Genomic DNA, 22937 nt, shown 5'->3' on the forward strand with positions numbered 1-22937 from the left:
AATCAGTAAAACTGAGAGATTTAAAAATGATTGTCACTTTTCCTTTCGAGGACGATCCATATTACAGCGCGCCGCCGCCTCCTTCCTACGAGACGTCGAGTGGGGCGGCCCTGACCATGCCTGCCCTGTCGAAAAAATACTTCGATCTCGCAAAAAGCGTGTCGGGCGGAGTCTTTCCGGTCGGCATGAATCGATTTTGGCATGGTGGCGTCCATCTGAAGGGGACGAAGCCTATTCGTGCCGTTGCGGATGGAACCATCGTTGCCTATCGCCTCGATTCGGACTATACGCCGAGTGCGTTCGATGCCCAGGTTGCATCGGGTGCTGCAGGGTCCAGGAAGCCGCCGCGCGAGTTCAGCAGCAGCTTCGTACTGATTCGCCACGAATGCGAGGTGAACAATGGCGCCACGACTGTTGATCGCTACACGGGGGCACATTTTTACTCGCTGTACGCCAACCTGATGCCGGCAAAGCATATGCACGACAAGCCGCTGCTGCCGCCGTTTCTGACGACGGGGGAAAAGTTGCTGACCGTGTACGCGTTGCGCGGCGACGAAGTCACGGTCGTGGCGGTCAAGGATGACGCGCATCGGATGGTGAAGGTGCGTGTCACGGATATCAACAGTGCGAAGGTCGTAGAGGGGTGGGTCGAGCATCTTTACCTGGACCTTGATCCGGCCGTTCCGCTTGTGGAATCCGCGAAGGTTCGAATCGGTTATCCGATTACATCGGTCTATGCGCACCATCCGTCGGAGCGTGTATGGCGAAAACTGGACTCGGTGAGGACGGTCAGTTATCCGGTTCGGGTCGGGGAAGTGATCGGCTATGCGGGCAAGACGGATGGTCCGGTTGGTGTGCTGGACGACAGCTTTCATTTTGAGATTTTCACGGCGGAGAACGCGCTGGTGAAACCGATGAAGCCGTTGGTTCCTGCCGAGATCAAGCATCCTGCCGAGGCGCATCAGAAATATGCGGATGGGACGATGTGCGATGGGATGGGGAAGGTGTGGTTGACGCGGGCGGCGTTCCTTGCACGAAAGCACTTTGATATCCGTCTTGCAAATATTTTGCCAACTGATCTGACGTCGTTTCCCAGGGGATCGTGTTTTCTTGCCGCGATTCCATGCGGACGAGATGGTGCGCAACCGATCTCGGACAGTGATTTGATCTGTTTCCAATTGTTCTGCATGGATGGATCTGTCTATTACGCGTATGCAGATGAGGCCGGTGCAGCTTCTGATAGTCGTAGTTTTGTCCGAGACGCATGGGTCACGCTAACCACCGATAGCGATTGGGAGGAGCGAGGATGGAGATCTTACGTGGACAGGGAGTTGAACACGACAGACGATGGTTTCGTGGAGGATGACGATGCCGTGATACAAGCGATTCTATCTGCCGCGAACAAGTCCTCCTCAAGCCTGAGTCTTGACGATCTTCATGTCAATGGTGTGGAAGCAATTCTTTGGGCTGCAGTAGTTCATTTTCATACTGAATGGGACAGTAATTTGAATGAGAGGCGATATAAAAGATTAAAAAATAACGAAAATTCATCGCTTCTGCAACTCACCGACGTGCAGTTCAAGGCATTTCTGCAGGACATGGAAAAGCAGCAATTCTGGCGCGACGCAAAGATTAAGGTGGATGGGGTTGGTCATCCCGAAATGCATCCGTCGGCGGATCAAATGAATGCGAAGAACTGGCATTTTCATCCATTGGGATTTTTAACTCAAATGCGTGAATGTCTGACTACAGATGCATGGTTATCTGAAGAGGCATTTGAACTCGAAATTCGCCAGAATTGGATGATTAGCCTGAGATTTATCGAAAAACGTCTCAAGCAGCTGGAATCTTGGGAAGATGCAAATGCGCCTCTGCCAGAGGAACCATCGCCGCGCCTAGCTATTGTTCGGGAATACGCGACATGGCAAACGATTCATAATGTCAGTCATTCCGATTTTTGGTCGAATTTCGAGTATTGGTTTGGTGTGACGCCCAATGGTATTGTGAGGCCAGAAACACTGCATGGAAAACTTTCTCCAGCGCCAGCTGGATTCTATGTCTACAAATACTTAAAGGGAATGTACGATTGTTTTCGACACATCTCGATGCAGCGAGTTGTGAAGGGATCTCTGGGGTTTAGGGCCGGTGCATGGGTTTTTGCTGGGGTATATCCGAATAGAGAGCTGGCTCCGGCAAAATCAAGCTTTAAGATGGAGTGCGTAAATATAGGATGTCAATATGGTTCATCTTTTGCGAAATTCAATATTGAGGGAGAGGTGTATCAGAATCGCATGGAAATCCAGTTGCATGAAGTGGCTCATTTGGAAAACACTGCACACGCAAAAGATCAAAAAATTGAGTTGGCTGCAACTGTCGCAGATCCAGAAAAATTAAATACTAATACTGCCTACGGAGCAAAGCTGGCTCGAGTTTTGGCGGAGTTTGCTCCTGATCGAGCGTTGGCCAATGCTGAAAATATCGCCTTCTTTATAGAGAGTGTGAAAAATGAAAGATGAGGTGGCGAAGGTAGGTGGTATTCGCTTTGTGGTTTCGTTTGTTTTTTTTGTGATTATGTGCTCATTCCTCATTTTTAAAGGGATTGATGCGTCATCGGGTGAAATCACGGGTGGTGATATGGAAGCAGGTCAGAGTGCGAATCAAACTGGAATTGTTCCGAATGAGCGGATTGATTGGATAAAGAGTCCTATGGTTACACGTATAAAATTCCGTGATGCAGTTGTGCGTGGCGATAGCATTAAATTTAATTACTATTTATCTTACATTAATCCGTCTGATGTAGATGTCAAATGGACTGGTATGCCCACACCCAATGGTCCGGCTATGCGGTTGTATGGGGGTGGGAAAGAAATTCTACCTGCACCATTAAAGGAGAATGGTGTTGTGCCGTATATGGCTGGTCCTCGGGATGAAGAAATAAAGTTATATGAAAATTTTGTGAAGGCACGCGGCGCATGGAAAACGGATGGGGCTGTGGAATATGTTGTTTTAAATAGTCAGTTTCTTCCTGGAACTCATGTTTATGAACTTGTGTACTGGCAAACGTTGCTGGATTGGATCGACGTTCGCGAATACCTGGAACGAACGGACTCCCAGGGCAAGGGCCGGATGATGTACCCGATCACCGACAACGCTCCGTCGAACCGTCTGTATTTCAAGATTTATAAGCCGACAGAAGAGGAAGCCAAACAAGGCCGGCACATCGAGTTCCTCGGCGAAGTGGACGCGAAGACCGAAGGTCCGCAGTTTCCGTTCGCGCGCCCGGGAGACTTCGCACCGCGCACGGGTTACTGGCAAGCAGTCGGCAAGAGCATCGATGCAATTGGCGGCTACCACGAAACGTTCGTGAAGGAGGGCGACTCGATGCCTAACCTTCCCGGCAAGGTGGGTGTGGATCCATTTAGTTTTCAATGGAAGTTCGTCGGCGAGCAGTCAGTGGCATCTTCGTTAATGAAGTGATGCCGGAGTGCCATGTGTTTGTGCATTGATGAGGCATCGTTATGCGAAAGGTGAAAAATAAAATCCTGATTGGCAGAATGGGCGCTGGTTTATTTGTGTTTGGAGTGACATTTGTTTTAAACAAACCAGTTATCTCTGCGCGGGGCGTGATGGTGCCGTCTTATTATGGGGAAGTTGAAGGGGCGAGATCCGGTCAAGCTGCAAACAAAACGGGAATTGTTCCAAATAATAGAATTTCGTGGGTGAAAAATCCTCTGATCACGCGTATTAAATTTTATGACGCGATTGTGCGTGACGATAGCGTGAAATTGCGATTTCATCTTTCTTATATAAATAATAGTGGCGAAGGTGTGAAGTGGACTGCTATGCCGACACCGGGTGGGCCTGCTGTCCGCATGTATTCAGCCGGACAAGAGATTTTGCCGGAGCCGCCTAAGCAAAGTGACGTCGTACCGTATGTGGCAGCTCCACGAGACGAGCAAATAAAAGCAAATTCAAGCATCTTGAAAGCGCACGATGTTTATACGACAGCCGGGCCTGCAGAATTTGTCGTCATGAACGATCAATTCCTCCCCGGTACCCACATCTACGAGATCGTCTATTGGCATTCACAGCTGGATTGGATCGACGTCCGCGAGTATTTGGAGCGGACAGACTCCCAGGGCAAGGGCCGGATGATGTACCCGATCACCGACAACGCTCCGTCGAACCGTCTGTATTTCAAGGTTTACAAGCCGACTGAAGAAGAAGCCAAACAAGGCCGGCATATCGAGTTCCTCGGCGAAGTGGACGCGAAGACACAAGGTCCGCAGTTTCCGTTCGCGCGTCCGGGAGACTTCGCACCGCGCACGGGTTACTGGCAAGCAGTCGGCAAGAGCATCGATGCAATTGGCGGCTACCACGAAACGTTCGTGAAGGAGGGTGACTCGATGCCCAACCTTTCCGGCAAGGTGGGTGTGGATCCGTTTAGTTTTCAATGGAAGTTCATCGGGGATCAGTCTGCGGTATCGGCGCGAATGAAGAGAAATCAGAAAATTTTTCATGAAGATGATTCTATTGATAGGTAATCGTCATGAGAATTTGGAAATGTGAATGCATAAATTTCAATATCAATATTTGTTTTCTTATTTTTCTGGTTTTGTCGTTGAGGGGGGCAATGGTTTGTGCGCAAGAGGTGATGGCGTCATCGAGAAATGGTGAAACTGTGTCGATGGAGGGCGGTGTGAGCGGAAATATGACAGAAATCGTTCCTGATGAACGGATTGGTTGGATCAAAAATCCCATGGTCACTAAAATTAAATTTGACCGAGCCATTCGCGGTTCTGATTATATTGAAATTAAATATTTTCTGTCTTACATCAATCCTAGTGACAAGGATGTCAAGTGGACAAGTATGCCGATGCCTACCGAGCGAGGAATTCGTTTGTACCAAAGCGGAACGGAGATTTCACCTGAGCCGTCGAGGCAGAGCGATGTTGTTCCTTATGTGGCAGCTCCGAGGGATCAACAAATAAAAGCAAATTCAAGCATCTTGAAAGCGCACGATGTTTATATGACTGACGGACCAGCAGAATTTGTGGTCATGAACAGTCAATTCCTCCCGGGTACCCACATCTACGAGATCGTCTATTGGCATTCACAGCTGGATTGGATCGACGTCCGCGAGTATTTGGAGCGGACAGACTCCCAGGGCAAGGGCCGGATGATGTACCCGATCACCGACAACGCTCCGTCGAACCGTCTGTACTTCAAGGTTTACAAGCCGACAGAAGAGGAAGCCAAACAAGGTCGGCACATCGAATTCCTCGGCGAAGTCGACGCCAAGACGCAGGGCCCACAGTTTCCGTTCGCGCGCCCGGGAGACTTCGCACCGCGCACGGGTTACTGGCAAGCGGTCGGCAAGAGCATCGATGCGCTCGGCGGCTACCACGAAACGTTCGTGAAGGAGGGCGACTCGATGCCTAACCTTCCCGGCAAGGTGGGTGTGGATCCGTTCGGTTTCCAATGGAAGTTCGTCGGCGAGCAGTCTGCCGCGCCGTCGCGGGCGATGTGAGATTGGACAAGTCACGCTTGGCGCATCGATCAAAGGTGACTTTTTACTACCGTGAGCAGGCGGGTGAGATTGCAACAACCGCGCCGTGCCCCACGCACTTCGTTGCCTGAATCACGGCATTTTTCCGCTTATTCAACCAGACCGCTGTCGAGCGGCGTATTACGAGGGCTGCCATGTTGAGCTTCACTTCCAACCGAACGATTTCAGTCAGGGGCATTGCACTACCGAAGTCGTCTCAAGACGAACCGCTGCTGGAACTGCGCGCGATTCACGGCCAGGAAGCGCTGTCCGAGGTCTACACGTACACGCTGGATCTGGCGACGCCTTCCGAGCCGTTCGTAGGTGAAACCCAGGCGGCCAATCTCGACCTGAAGTCGATGATCGGCAAGGAACTGACGGTGGTGGTCCAGCTGGACGGCATGGGCACGTACGCTGCGGGACAGCCGGGCAACACCGGCCGGGCGAACGTCGGAGCGGGTGAACGCGAGATCAGCGGACTGGTATTCGAAGCACGCTACCTTGGCCAGGACAATCGTCGGGGCCGATACGAGCTCAAATTGAAGCCTTGGATTGCACTGGCGGCGGAGCGCAAGGACTACCGGATCTTCCAGAACAAGACGGTGATCGAGATCATCGACGAGGTGCTCAAGAGCCATTACCTGTACTCGTACGACAAGCGCCTGGGCGAGATGTATTCGAAGCTCGAGTATCAGGTTCAGTACGGCGAGACGGACCTCGATTTCATTCAGCGGCTGATGCAGGAGCACGGCATCTACTGGTTCTTCGAGCACACGAACGGGTTCCACCGGATGGTGCTGGTCGATAGCGTGAGTGCGCATCGCCCCGTGGAGAGCGAAGCGTATCGAACGCTGCCGTACTACCCGCCGGATCAGCGCATCGACCAGGAGCATGTGAGCCGGTTTGACGTCTCGCAGAGCCTGCAGGCCGGGGTGTGGACGACGGACGACTACGACTTCCACCAGCCGAAGGCGAAGCTGACCGTGAATCGCCAGTTGCCGCAGAACACGGCGCAGAACGACCTCGAGCGCTACGAGTGGCCAGGCGACTATGCGGAGAAGAAGGAGGGTGAACAGTTCGCTCGAATCCGGATCCAGGAGTTGCACGCGAGGGGCGACCGGGCATACGGCGAGGGGAACTTGCGCAACGTGGTGTGCGGGACGGTGTTCACGCTGGCGAACTACCCGCAGGGCGATGCGAACCGGGCTTATCTGGTGATCGCGTCGAGCATCCGCGCGACCGAGATCGGGGACGTCAGCGGCCAGGGGCAGAGCCGGTTCGAGACAGAGTTTGTGGTGCAGCCGCGTACGGTGATGTACCGCCCGGCGCGCACGGTGAAGAAGCCACACACGACGGGCCCGCAGACGGCGATGGTGACGGGCGCGCCGGGCAGCGAGATCTGGACGAACCAGTATGGGCAGGTGAAGCTGAAGTTCCACTGGGATCGCTCACCGGCGATGGACCATACGTCGTCGTGCTGGGTGCGGGTGGCGTATCCGTGGGCGGGTCAGAACTACGGTTCGATACATGTACCGCGGGTAGGCAGTGAAGTGATCGTGGACTTCGAGAACGGGGATCCGGATCGTCCGATCGTGACGGGTCGGGTCTATAACGCGATGTCGATGCCGCCGTGGGAACTGCCGGAGAACGCGACGCAGAGCGGGACGCTGACGCGCTCGACGAAGAACGGCGGCTACGAGAACGCGAACGCGATCCGCTTCGAGGACAAGAAGGGCGAGGAGGAGCTGTGGATCCACGCGGAGAAGGATCTGCGAACGGAGGTGGAGCACGACGAATCGCACGTGGTGGAGCACGATCGGAGAAAGTCGATCGAGCACGACGAAACCACGACGGTGGGCCACGATCGGAACGAGACGGTCGGGAATAACGAGCAGGTCGCCATCAACGAGAACCGCTCGCACCGGATTGGCAACAACGACCTGAAGAAGATCGGCAACAACCATGTGGTGGAGATCGGTTCGGATCGTACCGAGACTGTGGGGAATCATCGACGTGACCGGATCGGGGCGAATCATACGACCGAGACGGGGGGCCATGCCGAGCACACCGTGCAGGGGCAGTACAAGCTTCAGGCCGGTCAACGCATTACCCAGACGACCCGGATGGCAGAAGTGAACGCCTCGGATCGGTTCGTCATCAAGGGGCCGGGCGGCACGATCACCGTCGATGCAGGCGGCGTGACCATCGAAGCCGTGGCGATCAGACTGAAGGGCCCGGTGACGCAGTCGAGCGGCGCAGGTAACGGGTTGAGCATGAGCGGCACGCCATCGCCGGGCCGGCTGGCCAACTGTTCGGAGAGCACGCGATGAATGCGCCATCGAATCGGGAGAGGCTTGCCGCCGCGCATCGCGATGCCGATTATTTCTACCTGCTGGTTGATCCGCTGGCGAGCGGCGCGGGTTACAGCCCGATCAGCTTGCCGAATCTCTACGACGCGCTGGGCGATGCGGCAGTGACGCTGATCGAGCGTGCTGACCTTGCCTATGCGCCTGATCATTGCCCGCGTCTCGTGACGTTGGCTTCGCCCGGTGCGATACCGGATCCCGACTTGCTGGATGCCTCGTTGAGCTATGCCGAGGCAGAAGCCGGCAACGACAAGCGCTATGTGTGTGGATGGTTGAGCAGCGCAGAGGCACCGGAGTTACTGGCGCTCGATATTGCCCAACGCTGCATCGTCGATCGAGGCGACGAAACGGCATTCGTTCCGCTATTCGAGCCGATACGCCACGAACTGCTGGCGACGCTGGCTCCCGACGAGGCGGCATCGTGGCTCGGGCCGGTCAATCGCTGGCTGTACCCGTCCGCTAACGGAGAAGTCCTGCAGACGACGGAGCGACGCGGCGATGAGCGCCCGGTGTCGGCCAACAGCCTGACCGTGCAACAGGATGTCCCGTCAGTTGTTCGCATTCTGGCTGGATGGCGTGCATCGCTGTCGTTGCCGCTGAGCTATGCCCCTGCCCGGGGACACGGCTTGGAATTGCCATCTGGTGCAGCGACGCGCGCGTGGCGTGAATTGCAGGATGCACGCGCGTTGGGATTGAACATGCTCGAGGATCAGATCGTGTTCGCGCTGCACCGGCTGAACCTTCATCCGAAACTGGACGAGTACTCGATCGTCCGCGAGGCGATTCACCACGCAGTGGCGACGGGTACGCCGCTCGCGGATCAATTCGATCGCTTCAGCGATACGACATGGGCGCAGATTCTGTCGGCCCGGCGATAAGGAGAATGAACTATGGCGGTCTCCGCTCAACTGAACGAATGTTCGAAACAAACCGCGCAATGCGATCCCGCCCGATGCAAGTCGTGCAAGCGGACGGGTATTCCGATTCTGCCATTGCGCAAGGCCGTGACGCCGATCTTCGGGAAGCGGTCGATTTCGATGGAAGCATCGGGTTTCAACGAATCGCTGCGCATGCTGCGCGCGGGTTACCTGTATGTGCTGCTCGACGGCAAGGTCTGGCAGGCATACCAGGTGACCTATCAGGGCGCGCTGCGTCAGTTCGACCCGCTGCAATCGCCGCCGCTCGACGCGGACGGCAACATTCCGCCGCTGCCGGAAAGCTGCATCAGCAATGGAGATGAGGTGGCGGCGGCGTTTCTGAACATCAGCGGCAACTATAAAAAAGCGCAGATCGCATTTGCGAACGACCCGTGGCCGAAGGAAGTGCTGAATGCCTATCGCACTGGCAAATCGCCGATGTCGCGTTTTGCGACTTACGACATCGCCAAGCTGAAGTCGGACCCGTCGAGCGCCGGCGCCGACAACGACAGCAACGCGATGGGCCTGACTCAGGTAACCGAGCTGGGTTCGAAGGTCTGGGAGTTCGTGGCGAATTCGGTGGATTTTCACAGCGTGCATGGGTTCTATGCACGCGCGCACCGGGTGGCCGCGATGCAGGCGTTCGTCACGTCGAGCGTGGCGAAATACCAGTTCAAGAAAGGCGTGCCGGTCCTGATTCTGCCTGATGCGGTCGGGATGGTGCAGGAGTACAACAGCCTGCGCGTCTACTGGATGCAGCAGCTTCAGAACTATGCGGGCGATCCGGAGAATCAGTACAAGTGCTTCACGTCGCAGGCGTTGTTGAAGCTCAGGGAGGTGGAAGCCGAGTGGGCCAAGCAGGAAGGTTTGGCGGCTGCGAAGGAGCAGGTCAAGCGCGTGAAGGACTGGAATTCGAATCCGGTGCTGGCGAACAAGGCCGCGCTACCGCCTGTCAACGTCGGGCAGGTTGCCGATCGAGTCGCGAAAGAGAAGACGAAAGCGTATCACCGGCGCCTGGAAGATGCCTACGACGAGTCGCTCCGCAACAAATTCCAGACCGCGTATGACAACAAGATCAAGTATTTCGAGTCGCAGATCGATGCATTCGGCAAGCATTGGGATCGCTGGTGCGGGACGGATAGCTGGATGCGCCAGTGCGAGCACGATTACGACGGCGACAATCTGAAATCGGGATCGTGCCACGCGTACGCGAACATGATGGCCATCTGCATAGCGGGTGGGCCATCGGGTGCGCCAGCGAAGCGTGATCCGAAGGATCCGAAAAAGCCACCGCTGCTGACAGATGCGACGCAAAAGCGTTGGGAAAAATGGCTGCGCGACCCGAAGAGTCCGGTTTATCAGGCGCTATTGGCGAAGAACAAGAGCTTCCTGGCGGGGTTGATGCCGAGTTCCGATGGCCTGAACGATTCGTCCAAGTTGTATGGGGCCATTCGCACCGCGGTCGAAAGCAAGGACATAGGCGGGGCATTCCTGCAGCCGAAGATCAAGCATACGGCCGGGGTGCTGTTGATGGCGGTGAATAGTGCAGCGATCAGCCTGTCGGCGAATGTCGGCGAGGAGGTGTCGAAGTGGGTGCGGAACTTGAATATCGGATGTCAGTACCTCTATAGCCGCACGCAGCCTACGCGATTCCAGGTGGACCTGACACTGACGGAATACATGTCGCTGCTCTCCGAGTCTCTCCATCGAGGCATGGAGAGCGGTGGAAAGAAAGTGCGTTCATTGCTGCTGGGAGGGCTGATCTCGATTCCGAATCCCAAGTTGAGGAATACGGTGATCAAGGTCACCGGCTGGGCCATGGATAGTGCCGAATCGATTGGCAAGCGATTGCGCGACTTGGCGGGCAAGCCGAGTGGCGAAGCGCTTGCGATCGGCAGTCTGTCGATGCGGTCGCTGGTGATGCTCGAGACGTTCGATCCGGCGGCCAGGAAATTTTTCCAGGCCGTGAAGGTGAGAAGTAGCGATGCGGTGAAGTTCACGCAGATCACCGCGGTGTCGATGCATCGGAGATCGGGGCCGCAGAGTTTGCTGTTTTCGGCGGTGGCGCTGTGGATGTCTTATGACAGTTTGAAACAGTCGATGGACAGTGTGAAGACGACGGTGGGCGCGGCTTATCCGGAGGCGGAGCTCGGTGCGGTGTCTGCGTCGATTGGTGCACTGGCGGCGGTGGTAGAGACTGTCGGGGTGTCGCTGAAGGCGTTCTCGAGCGGTGCGAGGACGGCGGCGAGGATGGGCGGGGCGTCGCGTGCCACGGTGGCGACGTTGAAGAATGTGGCGGATGTTGGTGGTGTGCTCGTTAAGGGGGCTGGGTATGTGTTCGCGGCGCTGGCGTTTTTGGATGCGGCGCAGAGTGTCATGATGGCCAAGCGTGCAAGAGCACAAGGGGATAAAAAGGCTGAAATCGCATATCAACTATCTTGGCTGATGAATCTAGGTGCTGGTGGCCTTGGCATATATGTTGTCTATACGGGCGGTGTTCTTCTGGCGCCGCTGGCGGGGGCTGTCATTCTTGGGCTTGCGGCTTACGTTCTAACACGGTGGGGAAAATCTCAAGAGGCGACGCCAGTTGAGATGTGGGCTCGTCGGTGTGTGTTCGGAACTAATAAGGGGAATTCCGCATCGTGGAAAACTCCGGGCGAAGCAGGTGACGCTGTAGCTGCGTTGAATGCGGCGCTCTTGGGATTCAGTATCGATACGAATACTGAACATGAATGGGACACGTTAACTAGCACGGGTGGCATCGATGTTGTGACATCTAGTCGACAGGCGTTGAAATACCGTATTGTGATGCCGAATTTTGATCCTGTAACTTCTGCCTATGCATATGCGGTAACCGTTACACGTCGCGGAGGTGGTTCGCAGGTGCTGACAGGCGGACATAAAAATATGGCGCCGCTCGCAAATATCCAACCGCCGACCCACGGGGTATTAGACTATGAAATTGAATCGCCGAGATTTGATTTTTCTAAAAACATAAGGCCAGGTGATCCGATGGTGGTGAGCGGTAAAATCTATATTAATCCAACGAGTAAGATTGATGTTGTGTCGATCGTGGCAAGGTTTTATAAAGATAGAGTGGATGATTATGGATTTGCTGAAGTTTCGTATCGGGAAAAATTGCAATAATGCATTGTCCTAAATTAAACCCGCCTGCGCGCGGTTGGCAGGCTGATTTGCCTGAGCCGAGTGCTGCGCTGAATGAAGAGCCGAGTTTGGATGGGTGTCATGCTAATCACTGCGATGATGTATATCTGGAGTTGTCTCGCTCCTATATGGATGTAAGAGGGGCTTTGTTTTGGTTTAATGTACTATATATCCCAGCAATATTTTATTTTTTTCTTGGCACTCTTGAGTGGCCGTCCGGATTGCCGTTTGTTTTTGTCGGAGCTTCATCGATTCTCGTTAGTGTCTGGGTCGCGCTTGTAACACTTCGTGCAGATATATCTCCTCCGCGCGATCTTCCACTGCGGTTCAATCGTTTGCGCCGAAAGATGTACGCGTACGAAATCGATGCAGTATGGTGGAACCCGTTCATACGCTGGCCGGTTCGGGCGGTTGCCTATAACTGGGATGATGTTCGAGCCGAAGCATGGCAGCAGCAAGGCGCAATCAATGGTGGCCACATAATGAAGTGGGGCGTGGTGCTATCGGTGGTCAAGCCTGGCACTAACGAGGTGATCGACCGATTTCAGTTGAGAGCCAAAGGAGATGGTGAGTCGGCATGGGCCTATATCTGTACGTACATGCAAGAAGGCCCGAACTCGCTACCGCCGCCAGATTATCCGTCGCGCGACAGCGAGGAGGAGAACAGATTGAACATAGCGTACATGCTGGCCCCAAAGGTGAACTGGCCTGCCGAGATGGATATCGAGTCGCGGACGGCTCCGACGGATTCGGACTGTCGTGTATCGATTGCTGGCGAGACATGACGATGGCGCTCGAACCAAATGCTTTATCGAGCATGGCTTGTTTCTCTCAGGAACGAATGTCACGATGATCCGACCTAAATTGAATCCGCCCGCACGCGGTTGGCTGGCTGATCTGCCGGAACCGAATGCTGTCCCAAATGAGGAGCCGGGGTTGGATGGCTGCGTGCTAAGTCAGTTAAATGATGTTTACTTGGAGTTGTCTCGTTCGTATTTGAAAGTGAGGGGTTTGTTGGTGTGGATTGCTGTTGGGTCAGCATTGGTTTTTTTATTTTCGTTTCCGGATTATATATTTGACGGTATGGAGTCTTTTTTGTTGGCGGGGGCTTCATTATTGTTGTGTACTTGGTATTTGTTATTGATGATCCGGGTGGATATATCCCCGCCTCGGGATTTGCCACTGCGTTTTAATCGCCTGCGCCGAAAGATGTACGTATACGAGATTGATGTGGTGTGGTGGAACCCGTTCATACGCTGGCCGACTCGGGCGGTTGCCTATGACTGGGACGATGTTCGGGCCGAAGCATGGTTACAGCAAGGCGCAATCAACGGTGGCCACGTGATGAAGTGGGGCGTGGTGCTATCGGTGGTCAAACCGGGCACCAACGAGGTGATCGATCGGTTCCAACTGGGGGCGAAAAGTGACGCTGAGGCAGCGTGGGCCTATATCTGTACGTACATGCAAGAAGGCCCGAACTCGCTACCGTCGCCAGATTATCCATCGTGCGACAGCGAGGAGGAGAACAGATTGAACATAGCGTACATGTTGGCCCCAAAGGTGAAATGGCCTGCTGCGATGGATATCGAATCGCGGACCGCCCCTGTAGATTCGGACTGTCGTGCATCGATTGTGTATGGGGCATGACGATGGTAGTCGAACCAAATGCTTTATCAAGCATGGCTCGCCTTTCTCGGGACCGATTGTCACGATGACTCGACCGAAATTGAATCCCCCCGCGCATGGTTGGCTGTTAGATTTGCCAGGACCTAATGATGTACCAAATGACGAGCCAAGTCTGGGTGGTCAGGCGCCAAATTATCTGGATAACGTGTATTTGGAGTTGCCTCGATCCTATATGAATTCTCGGGGCTTGCTTTTGTTGATTAATATATTTGGGGTCCCGATTGTTGGCTGGAGCGTGAGTGGTGTATTCGATAGTTTGGATAATATGGTTCTTGTCGTTATGGGTGGGCTACTCTTTGTTGTTGGAGTTTGGGTATCGCTTTTTACAATTCGATCAGATATATCCCCCCCCCTCGTGACTTGCCGCTGCGTTTTAACCGGATACGCCGCAAGATGTATGTGTATGAAATGGACATGGTCTGGTGGAACCCATTTATCCGCTGGCCGGTCCGGGCGGTAGCCTATGACTGGGACGATATTCGAGCCGAAGCTTGGCAGCAGCAAGGTGCAATTAATGGTGGCCACGTGATGAAGTGGGGCGTGGTGCTATCGGTGGTCAAACCTGGCACCAACGAGGTGATCGACCGGTTCCAACTGGGGGCGAAAAGTGATGCTGAGGCAGCGTGGGCCTATATCTGTACGTACATGCAAGAAGGCCCGAACTCGCTACCGCCGCTAGATTCTCCGTCGCGCGACAGCGAGGATGAGCACAGATTGAACATCGCGTACATGCTGGCCCCAAAGGTGAACTGGCCTGCCGCGATGGATATCGAATCGCGGACGGCTCCGACGGATTCGGCCTGCCGTGTATCGACTGCTGGTGAGGCATGACGATCGCGGTCGAATCAAATGCTTTATTAAGTATGGCCTGTTTCTCCCAGGAACGAATGTCACGATGACTCGACCGAAATTGAACCCGCCTGTGCGCGGGTGGCAGGCTGATTTGCCGGGGCCAAACGCTACTCCGAATGAAGAACCGGAGTTGGGTGGTCGTGGGGTAAATCAAATAAATGATGTGTACCTTGAATTGCCTCGAAATCTTATGAAAATCAGGGGTGTGTTGTTTTTCGTGGGTTCTTTGTTCGCGTTATTTTCTTTGGTTATGATGTGTGAATTCTTTGAGGGGTCGTATGATTTTGAGGTGATATTATATGGATCTATCGTTTCGTTGCTATGCGTTTGGATTGTATGTGTGTCACTTCGTTTGGATATTTCTCCTCCTCGTGATTTGCCGCTGAGATTTAACCGTCTGCGCCGCAAGATCTACGTATATGAAATCGATGCGGTGTGGTGGAACCCGTTTATTCGCTGGCCGATTCGGGCGGTTACCTATGATTGGGACGATGTTCGGGCCGAAGCATGGTTACAGCAAGGCGCAATCAATGGCGGCCACGTGATGAAGTGGGGCGTGGTGCTATCGGTGGTCAAACCGGGCACCAACGAGGTGATCGATCGGTTCCAACTGGGGGCGAAAGGTGACGGTGAAGCAACATGGGCCTATATCTGTACGTACATGCAAGAAGGTCCGGGTTCACTGCCGCCGCCTGATTACCCGCCACGCGACAACGAAGACGAGCGCACATTGAACATAGCGTACTTATTGGGCCCGAAGGTGAACTGGCCTGCCGAGATGGACATCGAATCGCGGACTGCACCTGCGGATTCGGCCTGTCGTGCCTCGATTGTTGGCGGGGCATGACGATGGCAGTCGAGTCAAATGCCTTATCGAGCATGGCTTGCATCTCTCGGGACTCGCGATGATTCGACCGAAATTGAATCCTCCCGTGCGTGGTTGGCTGGTAGATTTGCCAGGACCTAATGATGTACCGAATGACGAACCAAGTCTGGGTGGTCAGGCGCCAAATTATCTGAGTGACGTTTATCTCGAGTTGCCTCGCTCATTTGTGGAGGCTCGGGGGCTTATGGTTTGCATGAATTTTATTTATGTTCCGTTCTTGGTTTTTTGTTTTAGATATCTTTTTGAGGATTTTGAGAATGTGGAAAGCGTAATGTTAGGGGTGGTTTCATTGATAATATCGATGTGGATTGTACTTGTAACTGTCCGATCCGATGTTTCTCCTCCGCGCGATCTTCCACTGCGGTTCAATCGTTTGCGTCGAAAGATGTACGCGTACGAAATCGATGCAGTATGGTGGAACCCGTTCATACGCTGGCCAGTTCGGGCGATTGCCTATAACTGGGACGATGTTCGAGCCGAAGCTTGGCAGCAGCAAGGTGCAATTAATGGTGGCCACGTGATGAAGTGGGGCGTGGTGCTATCTGTGGTCAAACCTGGCACTAACGAGGTGATCGACCGATTTCAGTTGAGAGCCAAAGGAGACGGTGAGTCGGCATGGGCCTATATCTGTACGTACATGCAAGAAGGCCCGAACTCGCTACCGCCGCCAGATTATCCGTCGCGCGACAGCGAGGAGGAGAACAGATTGAACATAGCGTACATGCTGGCCCCAAAGGTGAACTGGCCTGCCGAGATGGATATCGAATCACGGACGGCTCCGACGGATTCAGACTGTCGTGCATCGATTGAAGGTGGAGCATGACGATGGCTGTGAGATCAATGTCCGTATCGATCATCGGACGACTCTGTTGGGATTGTACGGATAAGTACGATTTTTCTGAAATCACCCCCTCGGTCCGACTGTGATGAAGATTCGACCAAAATTGATTCCTCCAGTGCCGGGTTGGCAGATGGACTTGCCGGGGCCGAATGAGGTTCCAAATGATGAGCCAAGCCTGGATGAATATTCGCCGAATCATATTGATGATGTATATCTTGAGCTGCCGCGCTCATTTATGAATTCAAGAGGTGTAATGCTTTGGGTTGGGATATTTTTGGCTGTCTTTTCATATTTCTGTTTGCGTGACTTTTTTTGCGATGAATGTAATGTAAAAATTAAGGGCATAGGATTTTTCCTGGCACTGCTTGGTGTTTGGGCGATATTGACTCTGTCCCGTCCGGATATATCCGCCCCGCGCGATCTTCCCCTTCGTTTTAATCGTAAGCGTCGCAAGATGTACGTATACGAAATCGACGCAGTGTGGTGGAACCCGTTCATCCGCTGGCCGGTCCGGGCGGTTGCCTATAACTGGAACGATGTTCGAGCCGAAGCCTGGCAGCAACAAGGCGCACTCAATGGTGGCCACGTGATGAAGTGGGGCGTAGTGCTGTCGGTTGTCAAACCCGGCACCAACGAGGTGATCGACCGATTCCAGTTGAGGGCTAAAGGTGACGGTGAAGCGGCATGGGCCTATATCTGTACGTACATGCAGGAAGGCCGGGGGGCGTTGCCGCCAGCTGAGTATCCGTCGCGCGGCGAGGATAACAAGCGGGCGTGGAATATAGCGTACCTGCTTGCTCCTAAGGTGAAATGGCCTGCCGCGATGGATATCGAATCGCGGACGGCTCCGACGGATTCGGCCTGCCGTGTATCGACTGCTGGTGGGGCATGACGATGGCGGTCGAACCAACTGCTTTATCAAGCATGGCTCGTTTCTCTCAGGGACGACTGTAACGATGAACCGACCGAAATTGAATCCTCCTGCTCGCGGCTGGCAGGCCGATTTGCCAGAACCAAGCATAGTCCCGAATGAGGAGCCTGGATTGGATGGCGGCGAACCGAATCATCTTGATGAGATATACCTCGAGTTACCTCGATCATATCTGTACTTTAGAGGTGTGTTGGTTTTGATTGGTTTGATTGGTATTCCATTTTCAATTTGGAGCGTTGGTGGATTTTTTGAGGATATTAATAATGTAGGTGATTTAATGGTGGGTGGGGTAACTTCTTTGGTTTTTATCTGGTCTGCACTGATGATGCTTCGTGTAGATATATCTCCACCCCGAGATCTACCATTGCGATTCAACCGCTTGCGCCGAAAAATGTACGTGTACGAAATCGATGTAGTGTGGTGGAACCCGTTTATCCGCTGGCCGATTCGGGCGGTTGCCTATAACTGGGACGATGTTCGAGCTGAAGCCTGGCAGCAGCAAGGCGCAATCAATGGTGGTCACGTAATGAAGTGGGGCGTGGTGTTGTCGGTTGTCAAGCCGGGCACGAACGAGGTGATCGATCGGTTCCAACTGGGGGCGAAAGGTGACGGTGAGGCAACATGGGCCTATATCTGTACGTACATGCAAGAAGGTCCGAGTTCACTGCCGCCGCCTGATTACCCGCCACGCGACTACGAAGACGAGCGCACATTGAACATAGCGTACCTATTGGCTCCAAAGGTGAAATGGCCTGCCGAGATGGACATCGAATCGCGGACAGCACCCGCGGGTCTGCGCTGCGGGGCATCGATTGCTGACGTGATGTTCTAGAACCGATTGTTATGACAATTCAACCGAAGCTGAATCCTCCAGCTCGAGGCTGGCAGGCCGATTTGTCAGGACCAAATGCTCCACCAGATGATGAGCCGAGTTTGAGTGAGGGCGTAATTAATCATCTTGATGGCATCTATCTAGAGATTGCTCGCTCATTTTTGAGTATTAGAGGGGTGCTGTTTTGGTTGAATGTTCTTTGTATTCCAGTTTATTTTTGGTGTGCTGATGGAATATTTGAATATCCCGATGATATTTTTCTTGTGACGATAAGTGTTGTGTTTGTATCCAGTTGCGTGTGGGGGGTACTGGTAATGTTCCGGATGGATATATCTCCTCCAAGAGATCTTCCTCTGCGCTTCAACCGGATGCGCCGCAAGATGTACGTGTATGAAATTGACGCGGTCTGGTGGAACCCGTTTATCCGCTGGCCGATTCGCGCGGTTGCCTATAACTGGGACGATGTTCGGGCTGAAGCCTGGCAGCAGCAAGGCGCAATCAATGGTGGTCACGTGATGAAGTGGGGCGTGGTGTTGTCGGTGGTCAAACCTGGCACCAACGAGGTGATCGACCGGTTCCAACTGGGGGCGAAAGGAGACGCTGAGGCAGCGTGGGCCTATATCTGTACGTACATGCAAGAGGGCCCGAGCTCGCTACCGCCGCCTGATCACCCACCACGCGACAACGAAGGCGAGCGCACATTGAACATAGCGTACTTGCTGGCCCCGAAAGTGAAATGGCCTGTCGAGATGGACATCGAATCGCGGACGGCTCCGACGGATTCGGCCTGCCGTACATCGGTTGCTGACGGGGCATGATGATGACAACGTTGTTCCATAAGCGCCGTCTAGTGAGGGTGGATTTGCGCAAATGACATTGCAGGGCTGATTTTAATGACGATTAGACCGAGATTGAACCCGCCCGCACGAGGCTGGTTGGCTGATCTGCCGGGGCCGCATGATGTTCCAAGTGAGGAGCCGGAATTGGGTGGCCATATTCCTAACCAAGTAAATGATATTTATCTCGAATTTCCCCGCTCGTTTTCGGATGCTCGGGGGCTCTTGGTTTATATAAACGTATTCTACATTCCATTTATGTTTTGGTGTGTTAAAAATATTTTTTATGATTTTAGATATTTCGAGGATTTTATATCGGGATCGATTTTATTGATCATATCGATATGGATTGCTTCTGTAACGATTAGATCTGATGTTTCTCCTCCTCGCGATCTTCCACTGCGGTTCAATCGTTTGCGCCGAAAGATGTATGCGTACGAAATCGATGTGGTGTGGTGGAACCCGTTCATTCGCTGGCCGATTCGGGCGGTCAGCTATGACTGGGACGATGTGCGGGCCGAAGCTTGGCAGCAGCAAGGTGTAATCAATGGTGGCCACGTAATGAAGTGGGGCGTGGTGCTATCAGTTGTCAAACCTGGCACTAACGAGGTGATCGACCGATTCCAGTTGAGGGCCAAAGGAGACGGCGAGTCGGCATGGGCCTATATCTGTACGTACATGCAAGAGGGCCCGAACTCGCTACCACCGCCAGATTATCCGTCGCGCGACAGCGAGGAGGAGAACAGATTGAACATAGCGTACATGCTGGCCCCCAAGGTGAACTGGCCTGCCGAGATGGATATCGAATCGCGAACTGCCCCTGCAGAGTCGACATGCCTCGAATTGGCAACAGACGCTCACTGAAGTCAACAACACAACCTCAAACATCATTCAACGGAGCTACGATGAGAGCAATAGTTTTGGTGGGCCACTGGCACATGTGCCCGGAGCACGGCGAGGGTGTTGTCGTGAGCGGTTCGACGGGGATGATCATCAATGGCCGGGCCGTGGCAGGGGTAGGCGACCGGATTAGTTGTGGCGCGGTGATTATCAGCGGCGCGTCGTTTTTTGATTTGGGCGACCGACAAGCTGCCCGAGTGGGTGACCGAACGAGTCACGGTGGCGAGTTGATCGAAGGAGATGAGAGCTTTTGTCTGGAGTGAGCGCACTGACTTCGCCATCAACATGCCCTGAAGGATTGCCGCTGGTTGGACGGAGCGGTCAATCCTTCTTCTACATGGTGAGGCGCCTTACCCGCGTCACCCCTTACTCCGACAAATCCCGCTGACTGATATCCGGCTCGATCCCCCGGAATTGAAATACTCGATCGTCTCCATCCGCTGCCGTGCCAATTCCGGCTGCTGATTCGTCACACCGAACACGAGTGCCTCGGCAAGCGCAGGCACATTGGTCTGCAGCATCGCGAACGGCTGCCCCTGAATTCGCAGCACGATTTCGGCAAACTCGCCGATCTGCGAATGCCATTCGTCAGTGACCAGCAGCACATGCGTGCCGAGCTTGTGCGCGGCTTCCGCGAACCGAATACTGTCGCGCTGGTAGCGGTGGAAATCGAAAATGACGAGCACGTCGCCGAGCCCCATGTCCGCGAGCGCGACCGACGCCAGACTGACGTTCGGTTCGACGTACTGAACATGCGGTCGAGCATAGGCGAGGGTGAACGAAATCAGCGAAGCGAGCGGCGCCGTGTAGCGTCCGCCGCCGCAGAATGCGGTCGGTGCGCCGCGCGTCCATCATCAATGGCTGCCGGACGAAGTCTATTGCGAGACCCGCGGCCTCTCGCCGGACACCGTCGCGATCCGCGCAACATGGGCTACAAGATGGTCGAGCAGACGCCGTGGGGCGCCGCGGAACTGATCTTGGTCGGCCTGCCCGGCACGGAGGCGGTGAGCCATCAGAGTTCGGGCAACATTCTTCGGTGTCCGGCAACGTGCGGGTCGGCTACATCTATGGCGTCAGCGATCCGCGCCGTCCGGCCGGTTCGGCGATCGGGTACTGACCTGATCGCGGTCGCACCACGCTGAACGGTTGCAACCGGCGTTCGCGATCGGGCGAACGCCGGCACGGCGAACAGTGAGTCCGTTCACGGACTTTCTCAGTATCGACACGTTCCTCGACATGGGCCGTTCGGCCACGAACGCGGTGGGCAACGCGATCGCAAGCGCCGTGGTCGCGAAGTGGGAAGGCGAGCTGATGCCGGAGTCCAAAGCGCGACCGCATGCCGCGCATCTCGACGCGGAACCGGAGCGCCAGAACGGCGATCCGGCGTATGGCGCCGGCCGGGCGACGTCCGTTCAAGTCTCAGCCGCGTCGTCGATGCACGCCGCCAGCACCATCGCGGCGGCGTTGCCCGGCGCCGAGCCGAGCAGTTGCGGCGCATAGACGCTGTCGCCGATCTCGATCGGCTGTCCCGACAGCGCGCACACGCCGCGCTTGCGCGTGGTGAACAGCCGCCACTTCTGATAACCGTAGTGCCCGGTGCATGCGTCGCGCCACGAAATCATCACGGTATCGGCCGTGGGCCGCTCGAGCACGCTGATCGTCGGCTTGCTCGTCGCGTCCCACGACGGCAGCCGGTCGCGCGTGACGCTGCGCCGCCGCGGCACGCCCCACGAGACGGACGGCATGTCGAAGCTGCCGATCGCGGCGACGGTCACGAGCCAGGGCGCTAAACGGTTGTTCATGTCAGTTTTCCTCGAAACGTTGCGCGACACCGCCATACGCGGCATCACGACAGGCGGATGCGCGGCTGCGCGCAGCCGTTGATCCGTTCGGCGATCCACAGCAGGGTCGCCTTGGAGAAGCCGTGCAGCGCCTGCTGGTGCCGCCGGTAGAGCATCAGGTGGCTGAACTGCGCGAAGCGCCCCTGGATGAAGCCGCCGCGAAAGAACCCGAACTGCCCGAGCGTGCCGAACGCGTCGTAGTCGCTGATCGACACGAGCGCGCCAAAATCGTGGAATGCGAACGGCGGAATCGGCGTGCCGTCGAGCCAGGCGGGCAGGTGCTTCGCGAGATGCTCGGCCTGCTGCGTCGCGACCTGCGCGGTCGGCGGCAGCGGCCGTTCATGGCCGTCGGGCAAGAGGCTTGCGCAATCGCCGATCGCGAACACGTGCTCGTCGCCCGTGGCCTGCAGCGTCGGCCCGACGACGATCTGGTTCGCGCGGTTCGTATCGAGCCCGTCGAGCGCCTGCATGAAATCGGGCGCCTTCACACCGGCCGCCCAGACCATCAGGTCTGCTTCCGCGAACGAACCGTCGCCGTAGTGGAAGCCGTTCGCGTCGGCCGACGTGACGCGGGTCGACGTCAGCACGTGAAAGCCGATCTGTTCGAGCCGCCGCTGCGCCGACGCGGAAATCCTCGGCGGAAACGCGGCGAGGATGCGCGGGCCGCTTTCAAGCAGCGTGAGCTGCAGCCGCTCACGCACCGTCGCGTCGCCATACGCCTGCGCCACTTCCAGCAGGCGGCTCAGCTCCGCCGCGAGTTCCACGCCGGTTGCGCCCGCGCCGACGATCGCGACGCGGAACGGCTCGTCGCGCGCGATGCTGCGAAAGACGCGCATCCGCAACGCTTCGTTGAAGGTCTCGGCCTGCTGCTGACTGTCGATGAAGTAGCAGTGCTCGCGCACGCCCGGTACGCCGAAATCGTTGGCCTGGCTGCCGAGCGCGAGGATCAGCACGTCGTATTCGAGTTCGCGTGCCTCGAGCACGAGTTCGCCGTCCTGCGAGCGGATCTCGCCGAGCTGCACACGGCGGCGTGCGCGATCGAGCCCCTTCAGTTCGCCGGGCTGGTACGTGTAGCCGTGGTCGCGTGCATGGGCGAGGAAGATCACCTGCTGCTGCTGGACGTCGCGCGTACCGGCCGCGATCGTGTGCAGCATCGGCTTCCAGATGTGCGTCGGACCGCGATCGACAACCGTGACTTGCGCCCGCCCGGACCGGCCGAGGCGCTCGCCCAGACGGGTCGCGAGCTGCAGCCCGGCGATTCCGCCGCCGACGATGACGATGCGTGTAGGGGTTGTCATGGATAAATCATCACGTGATGAATAAGGTATGATCCTAG

General features: G+C 55.4%; 20 protein-coding genes and 2 pseudogenes. 19 read left to right on the forward strand and 3 right to left on the reverse strand.

Annotated features, from left to right (window positions below):
* Positions 1-26 precede the first annotated feature (26 nt).
* The 17 genes from ACT2FV_RS02490 (at position 27) to ACT2FV_RS02570 (ending at position 20023) form a co-directional block, all read left to right on the forward strand.
* Positions 27-2516 carry a hypothetical protein gene (locus ACT2FV_RS02490; protein ID WP_444503124.1) on the forward strand — a complete coding sequence of 830 codons (2490 nt, stop codon included), beginning with the start codon at positions 27-29 and terminating at the stop codon, positions 2514-2516.
* On the forward strand, positions 2506-3477 hold the full coding sequence (locus ACT2FV_RS02495) for a hypothetical protein (RefSeq protein WP_444503125.1): 972 nt from the start codon (positions 2506-2508) through the stop codon (positions 3475-3477). The genes ACT2FV_RS02490 and ACT2FV_RS02495 overlap by 11 nt, the downstream gene beginning before the upstream one ends.
* 41 nt (positions 3478-3518) lie before the next feature.
* Positions 3519-4544, forward strand: a complete 1026-nt coding sequence (locus tag ACT2FV_RS02500) for a hypothetical protein (protein ID WP_444503126.1) — start codon at positions 3519-3521, stop codon at positions 4542-4544.
* A gap of 5 nt (positions 4545-4549) precedes the next feature.
* Positions 4550-5530, forward strand: a complete 981-nt coding sequence (locus ACT2FV_RS02505; RefSeq protein WP_444503127.1) for a hypothetical protein — start codon at positions 4550-4552, stop codon at positions 5528-5530.
* Positions 5531-5703: 173 nt separating this feature from the next.
* Entirely contained in the window at positions 5704-7878 is a 2175-nt protein-coding gene (locus ACT2FV_RS02510; protein WP_444503128.1) for a type VI secretion system Vgr family protein, read from the forward strand.
* A complete protein-coding gene (locus tag ACT2FV_RS02515) occupies positions 7875-8792 on the forward strand; it encodes a hypothetical protein (RefSeq protein WP_444503129.1) in 918 nt (305 codons plus the stop codon). Before ACT2FV_RS02510 ends, ACT2FV_RS02515 begins: the two co-directional genes overlap by 4 nt.
* Positions 8793-8804: 12 nt before the next feature.
* Complete coding sequence (locus ACT2FV_RS02520) at positions 8805-11978, forward strand: T6SS effector BTH_I2691 family protein (protein WP_444503130.1); 3174 nt, start codon at positions 8805-8807, stop codon at positions 11976-11978.
* Positions 11978-12781 carry a DUF6708 domain-containing protein gene (locus ACT2FV_RS02525; RefSeq protein ID WP_444503131.1) on the forward strand — a complete coding sequence of 268 codons (804 nt, stop codon included), beginning with the start codon at positions 11978-11980 and terminating at the stop codon, positions 12779-12781. The genes ACT2FV_RS02520 and ACT2FV_RS02525 overlap by 1 nt, the downstream gene beginning before the upstream one ends.
* Positions 12756-13643, forward strand: a complete 888-nt coding sequence (locus ACT2FV_RS02530) for a DUF6708 domain-containing protein (protein WP_444503132.1) — start codon at positions 12756-12758, stop codon at positions 13641-13643. Before ACT2FV_RS02525 ends, ACT2FV_RS02530 begins: the two co-directional genes overlap by 26 nt.
* Before the next feature lie 399 nt (positions 13644-14042).
* Positions 14043-14513 carry a DUF6708 domain-containing protein gene (locus ACT2FV_RS02535; protein WP_444503133.1) on the forward strand — a complete coding sequence of 157 codons (471 nt, stop codon included), beginning with the start codon at positions 14043-14045 and terminating at the stop codon, positions 14511-14513.
* 64 nt (positions 14514-14577) lie between these two features.
* Positions 14578-15381: a DUF6708 domain-containing protein gene (locus ACT2FV_RS02540; protein WP_444503134.1), complete on the forward strand. Its 804-nt coding sequence runs from the start codon at positions 14578-14580 to the stop codon at positions 15379-15381.
* Positions 15382-15439: 58 nt separating this feature from the next.
* Positions 15440-16243, forward strand: a complete 804-nt coding sequence (locus ACT2FV_RS02545) for a DUF6708 domain-containing protein (protein WP_444503135.1) — start codon at positions 15440-15442, stop codon at positions 16241-16243.
* 103 nt (positions 16244-16346) lie between these two features.
* Positions 16347-17153, forward strand: coding sequence for a DUF6708 domain-containing protein (locus tag ACT2FV_RS02550; protein ID WP_444503136.1), 807 nt, complete (start codon positions 16347-16349; stop codon positions 17151-17153).
* A gap of 64 nt (positions 17154-17217) precedes the next feature.
* Entirely contained in the window at positions 17218-18024 is an 807-nt protein-coding gene (locus ACT2FV_RS02555) for a DUF6708 domain-containing protein (RefSeq protein ID WP_444503137.1), read from the forward strand.
* Positions 18025-18035: 11 nt separating this feature from the next.
* Entirely contained in the window at positions 18036-18842 is an 807-nt protein-coding gene (locus ACT2FV_RS02560) for a DUF6708 domain-containing protein (protein WP_444503138.1), read from the forward strand.
* Between the two features lie 117 nt (positions 18843-18959).
* Positions 18960-19724 (forward strand): DUF6708 domain-containing protein, encoded by a 765-nt coding sequence (locus ACT2FV_RS02565; RefSeq protein WP_444503139.1) that lies wholly within the window; start codon positions 18960-18962, stop codon positions 19722-19724.
* 41 nt (positions 19725-19765) lie between these two features.
* Positions 19766-20023, forward strand: a complete 258-nt coding sequence (locus tag ACT2FV_RS02570) for a PAAR domain-containing protein (RefSeq protein ID WP_444503140.1) — start codon at positions 19766-19768, stop codon at positions 20021-20023.
* 96 nt (positions 20024-20119) lie between these two features.
* Here ACT2FV_RS02570 and ACT2FV_RS02575 read toward each other — a convergent pair whose 3' ends face one another.
* On the reverse strand, positions 20120-20548 hold the full coding sequence (locus ACT2FV_RS02575; protein WP_444503893.1) for a MurR/RpiR family transcriptional regulator: 429 nt from the start codon (positions 20546-20548) through the stop codon (positions 20120-20122).
* Positions 20549-20579: 31 nt separating this feature from the next.
* Here ACT2FV_RS02575 and ACT2FV_RS02580 point away from each other — a divergent pair.
* Together ACT2FV_RS02580 and ACT2FV_RS02585 are read left to right on the forward strand one after the other, a co-directional pair.
* Positions 20580-20877 (forward strand): annotated as a pseudogene (locus ACT2FV_RS02580) (gamma-glutamyltransferase); the annotation flags it as partial.
* A gap of 95 nt (positions 20878-20972) precedes the next feature.
* Positions 20973-21170: pseudogene (locus ACT2FV_RS02585) on the forward strand (dicarboxylate/amino acid:cation symporter); the annotation flags it as partial.
* A 2-nt stretch (positions 21171-21172) separates the two neighbouring features.
* Here ACT2FV_RS02585 and ACT2FV_RS02590 read toward each other — a convergent pair.
* Positions 21173-21562, reverse strand: a complete 390-nt coding sequence (locus ACT2FV_RS02590; protein WP_444503141.1) for a DUF3331 domain-containing protein — start codon at positions 21560-21562, stop codon at positions 21173-21175.
* A 44-nt stretch (positions 21563-21606) separates the two neighbouring features.
* A complete protein-coding gene (locus ACT2FV_RS02595; RefSeq protein WP_444503142.1) occupies positions 21607-22899 on the reverse strand; it encodes an NAD(P)/FAD-dependent oxidoreductase in 1293 nt (430 codons plus the stop codon).
* Between the last annotated feature and the right edge of the window lie 38 nt (positions 22900-22937).

This window comes from Burkholderia sp. PR2, from assembly GCF_052372875.1.
GTDB lineage: Bacteria > Pseudomonadota > Gammaproteobacteria > Burkholderiales > Burkholderiaceae > Burkholderia > Burkholderia diffusa.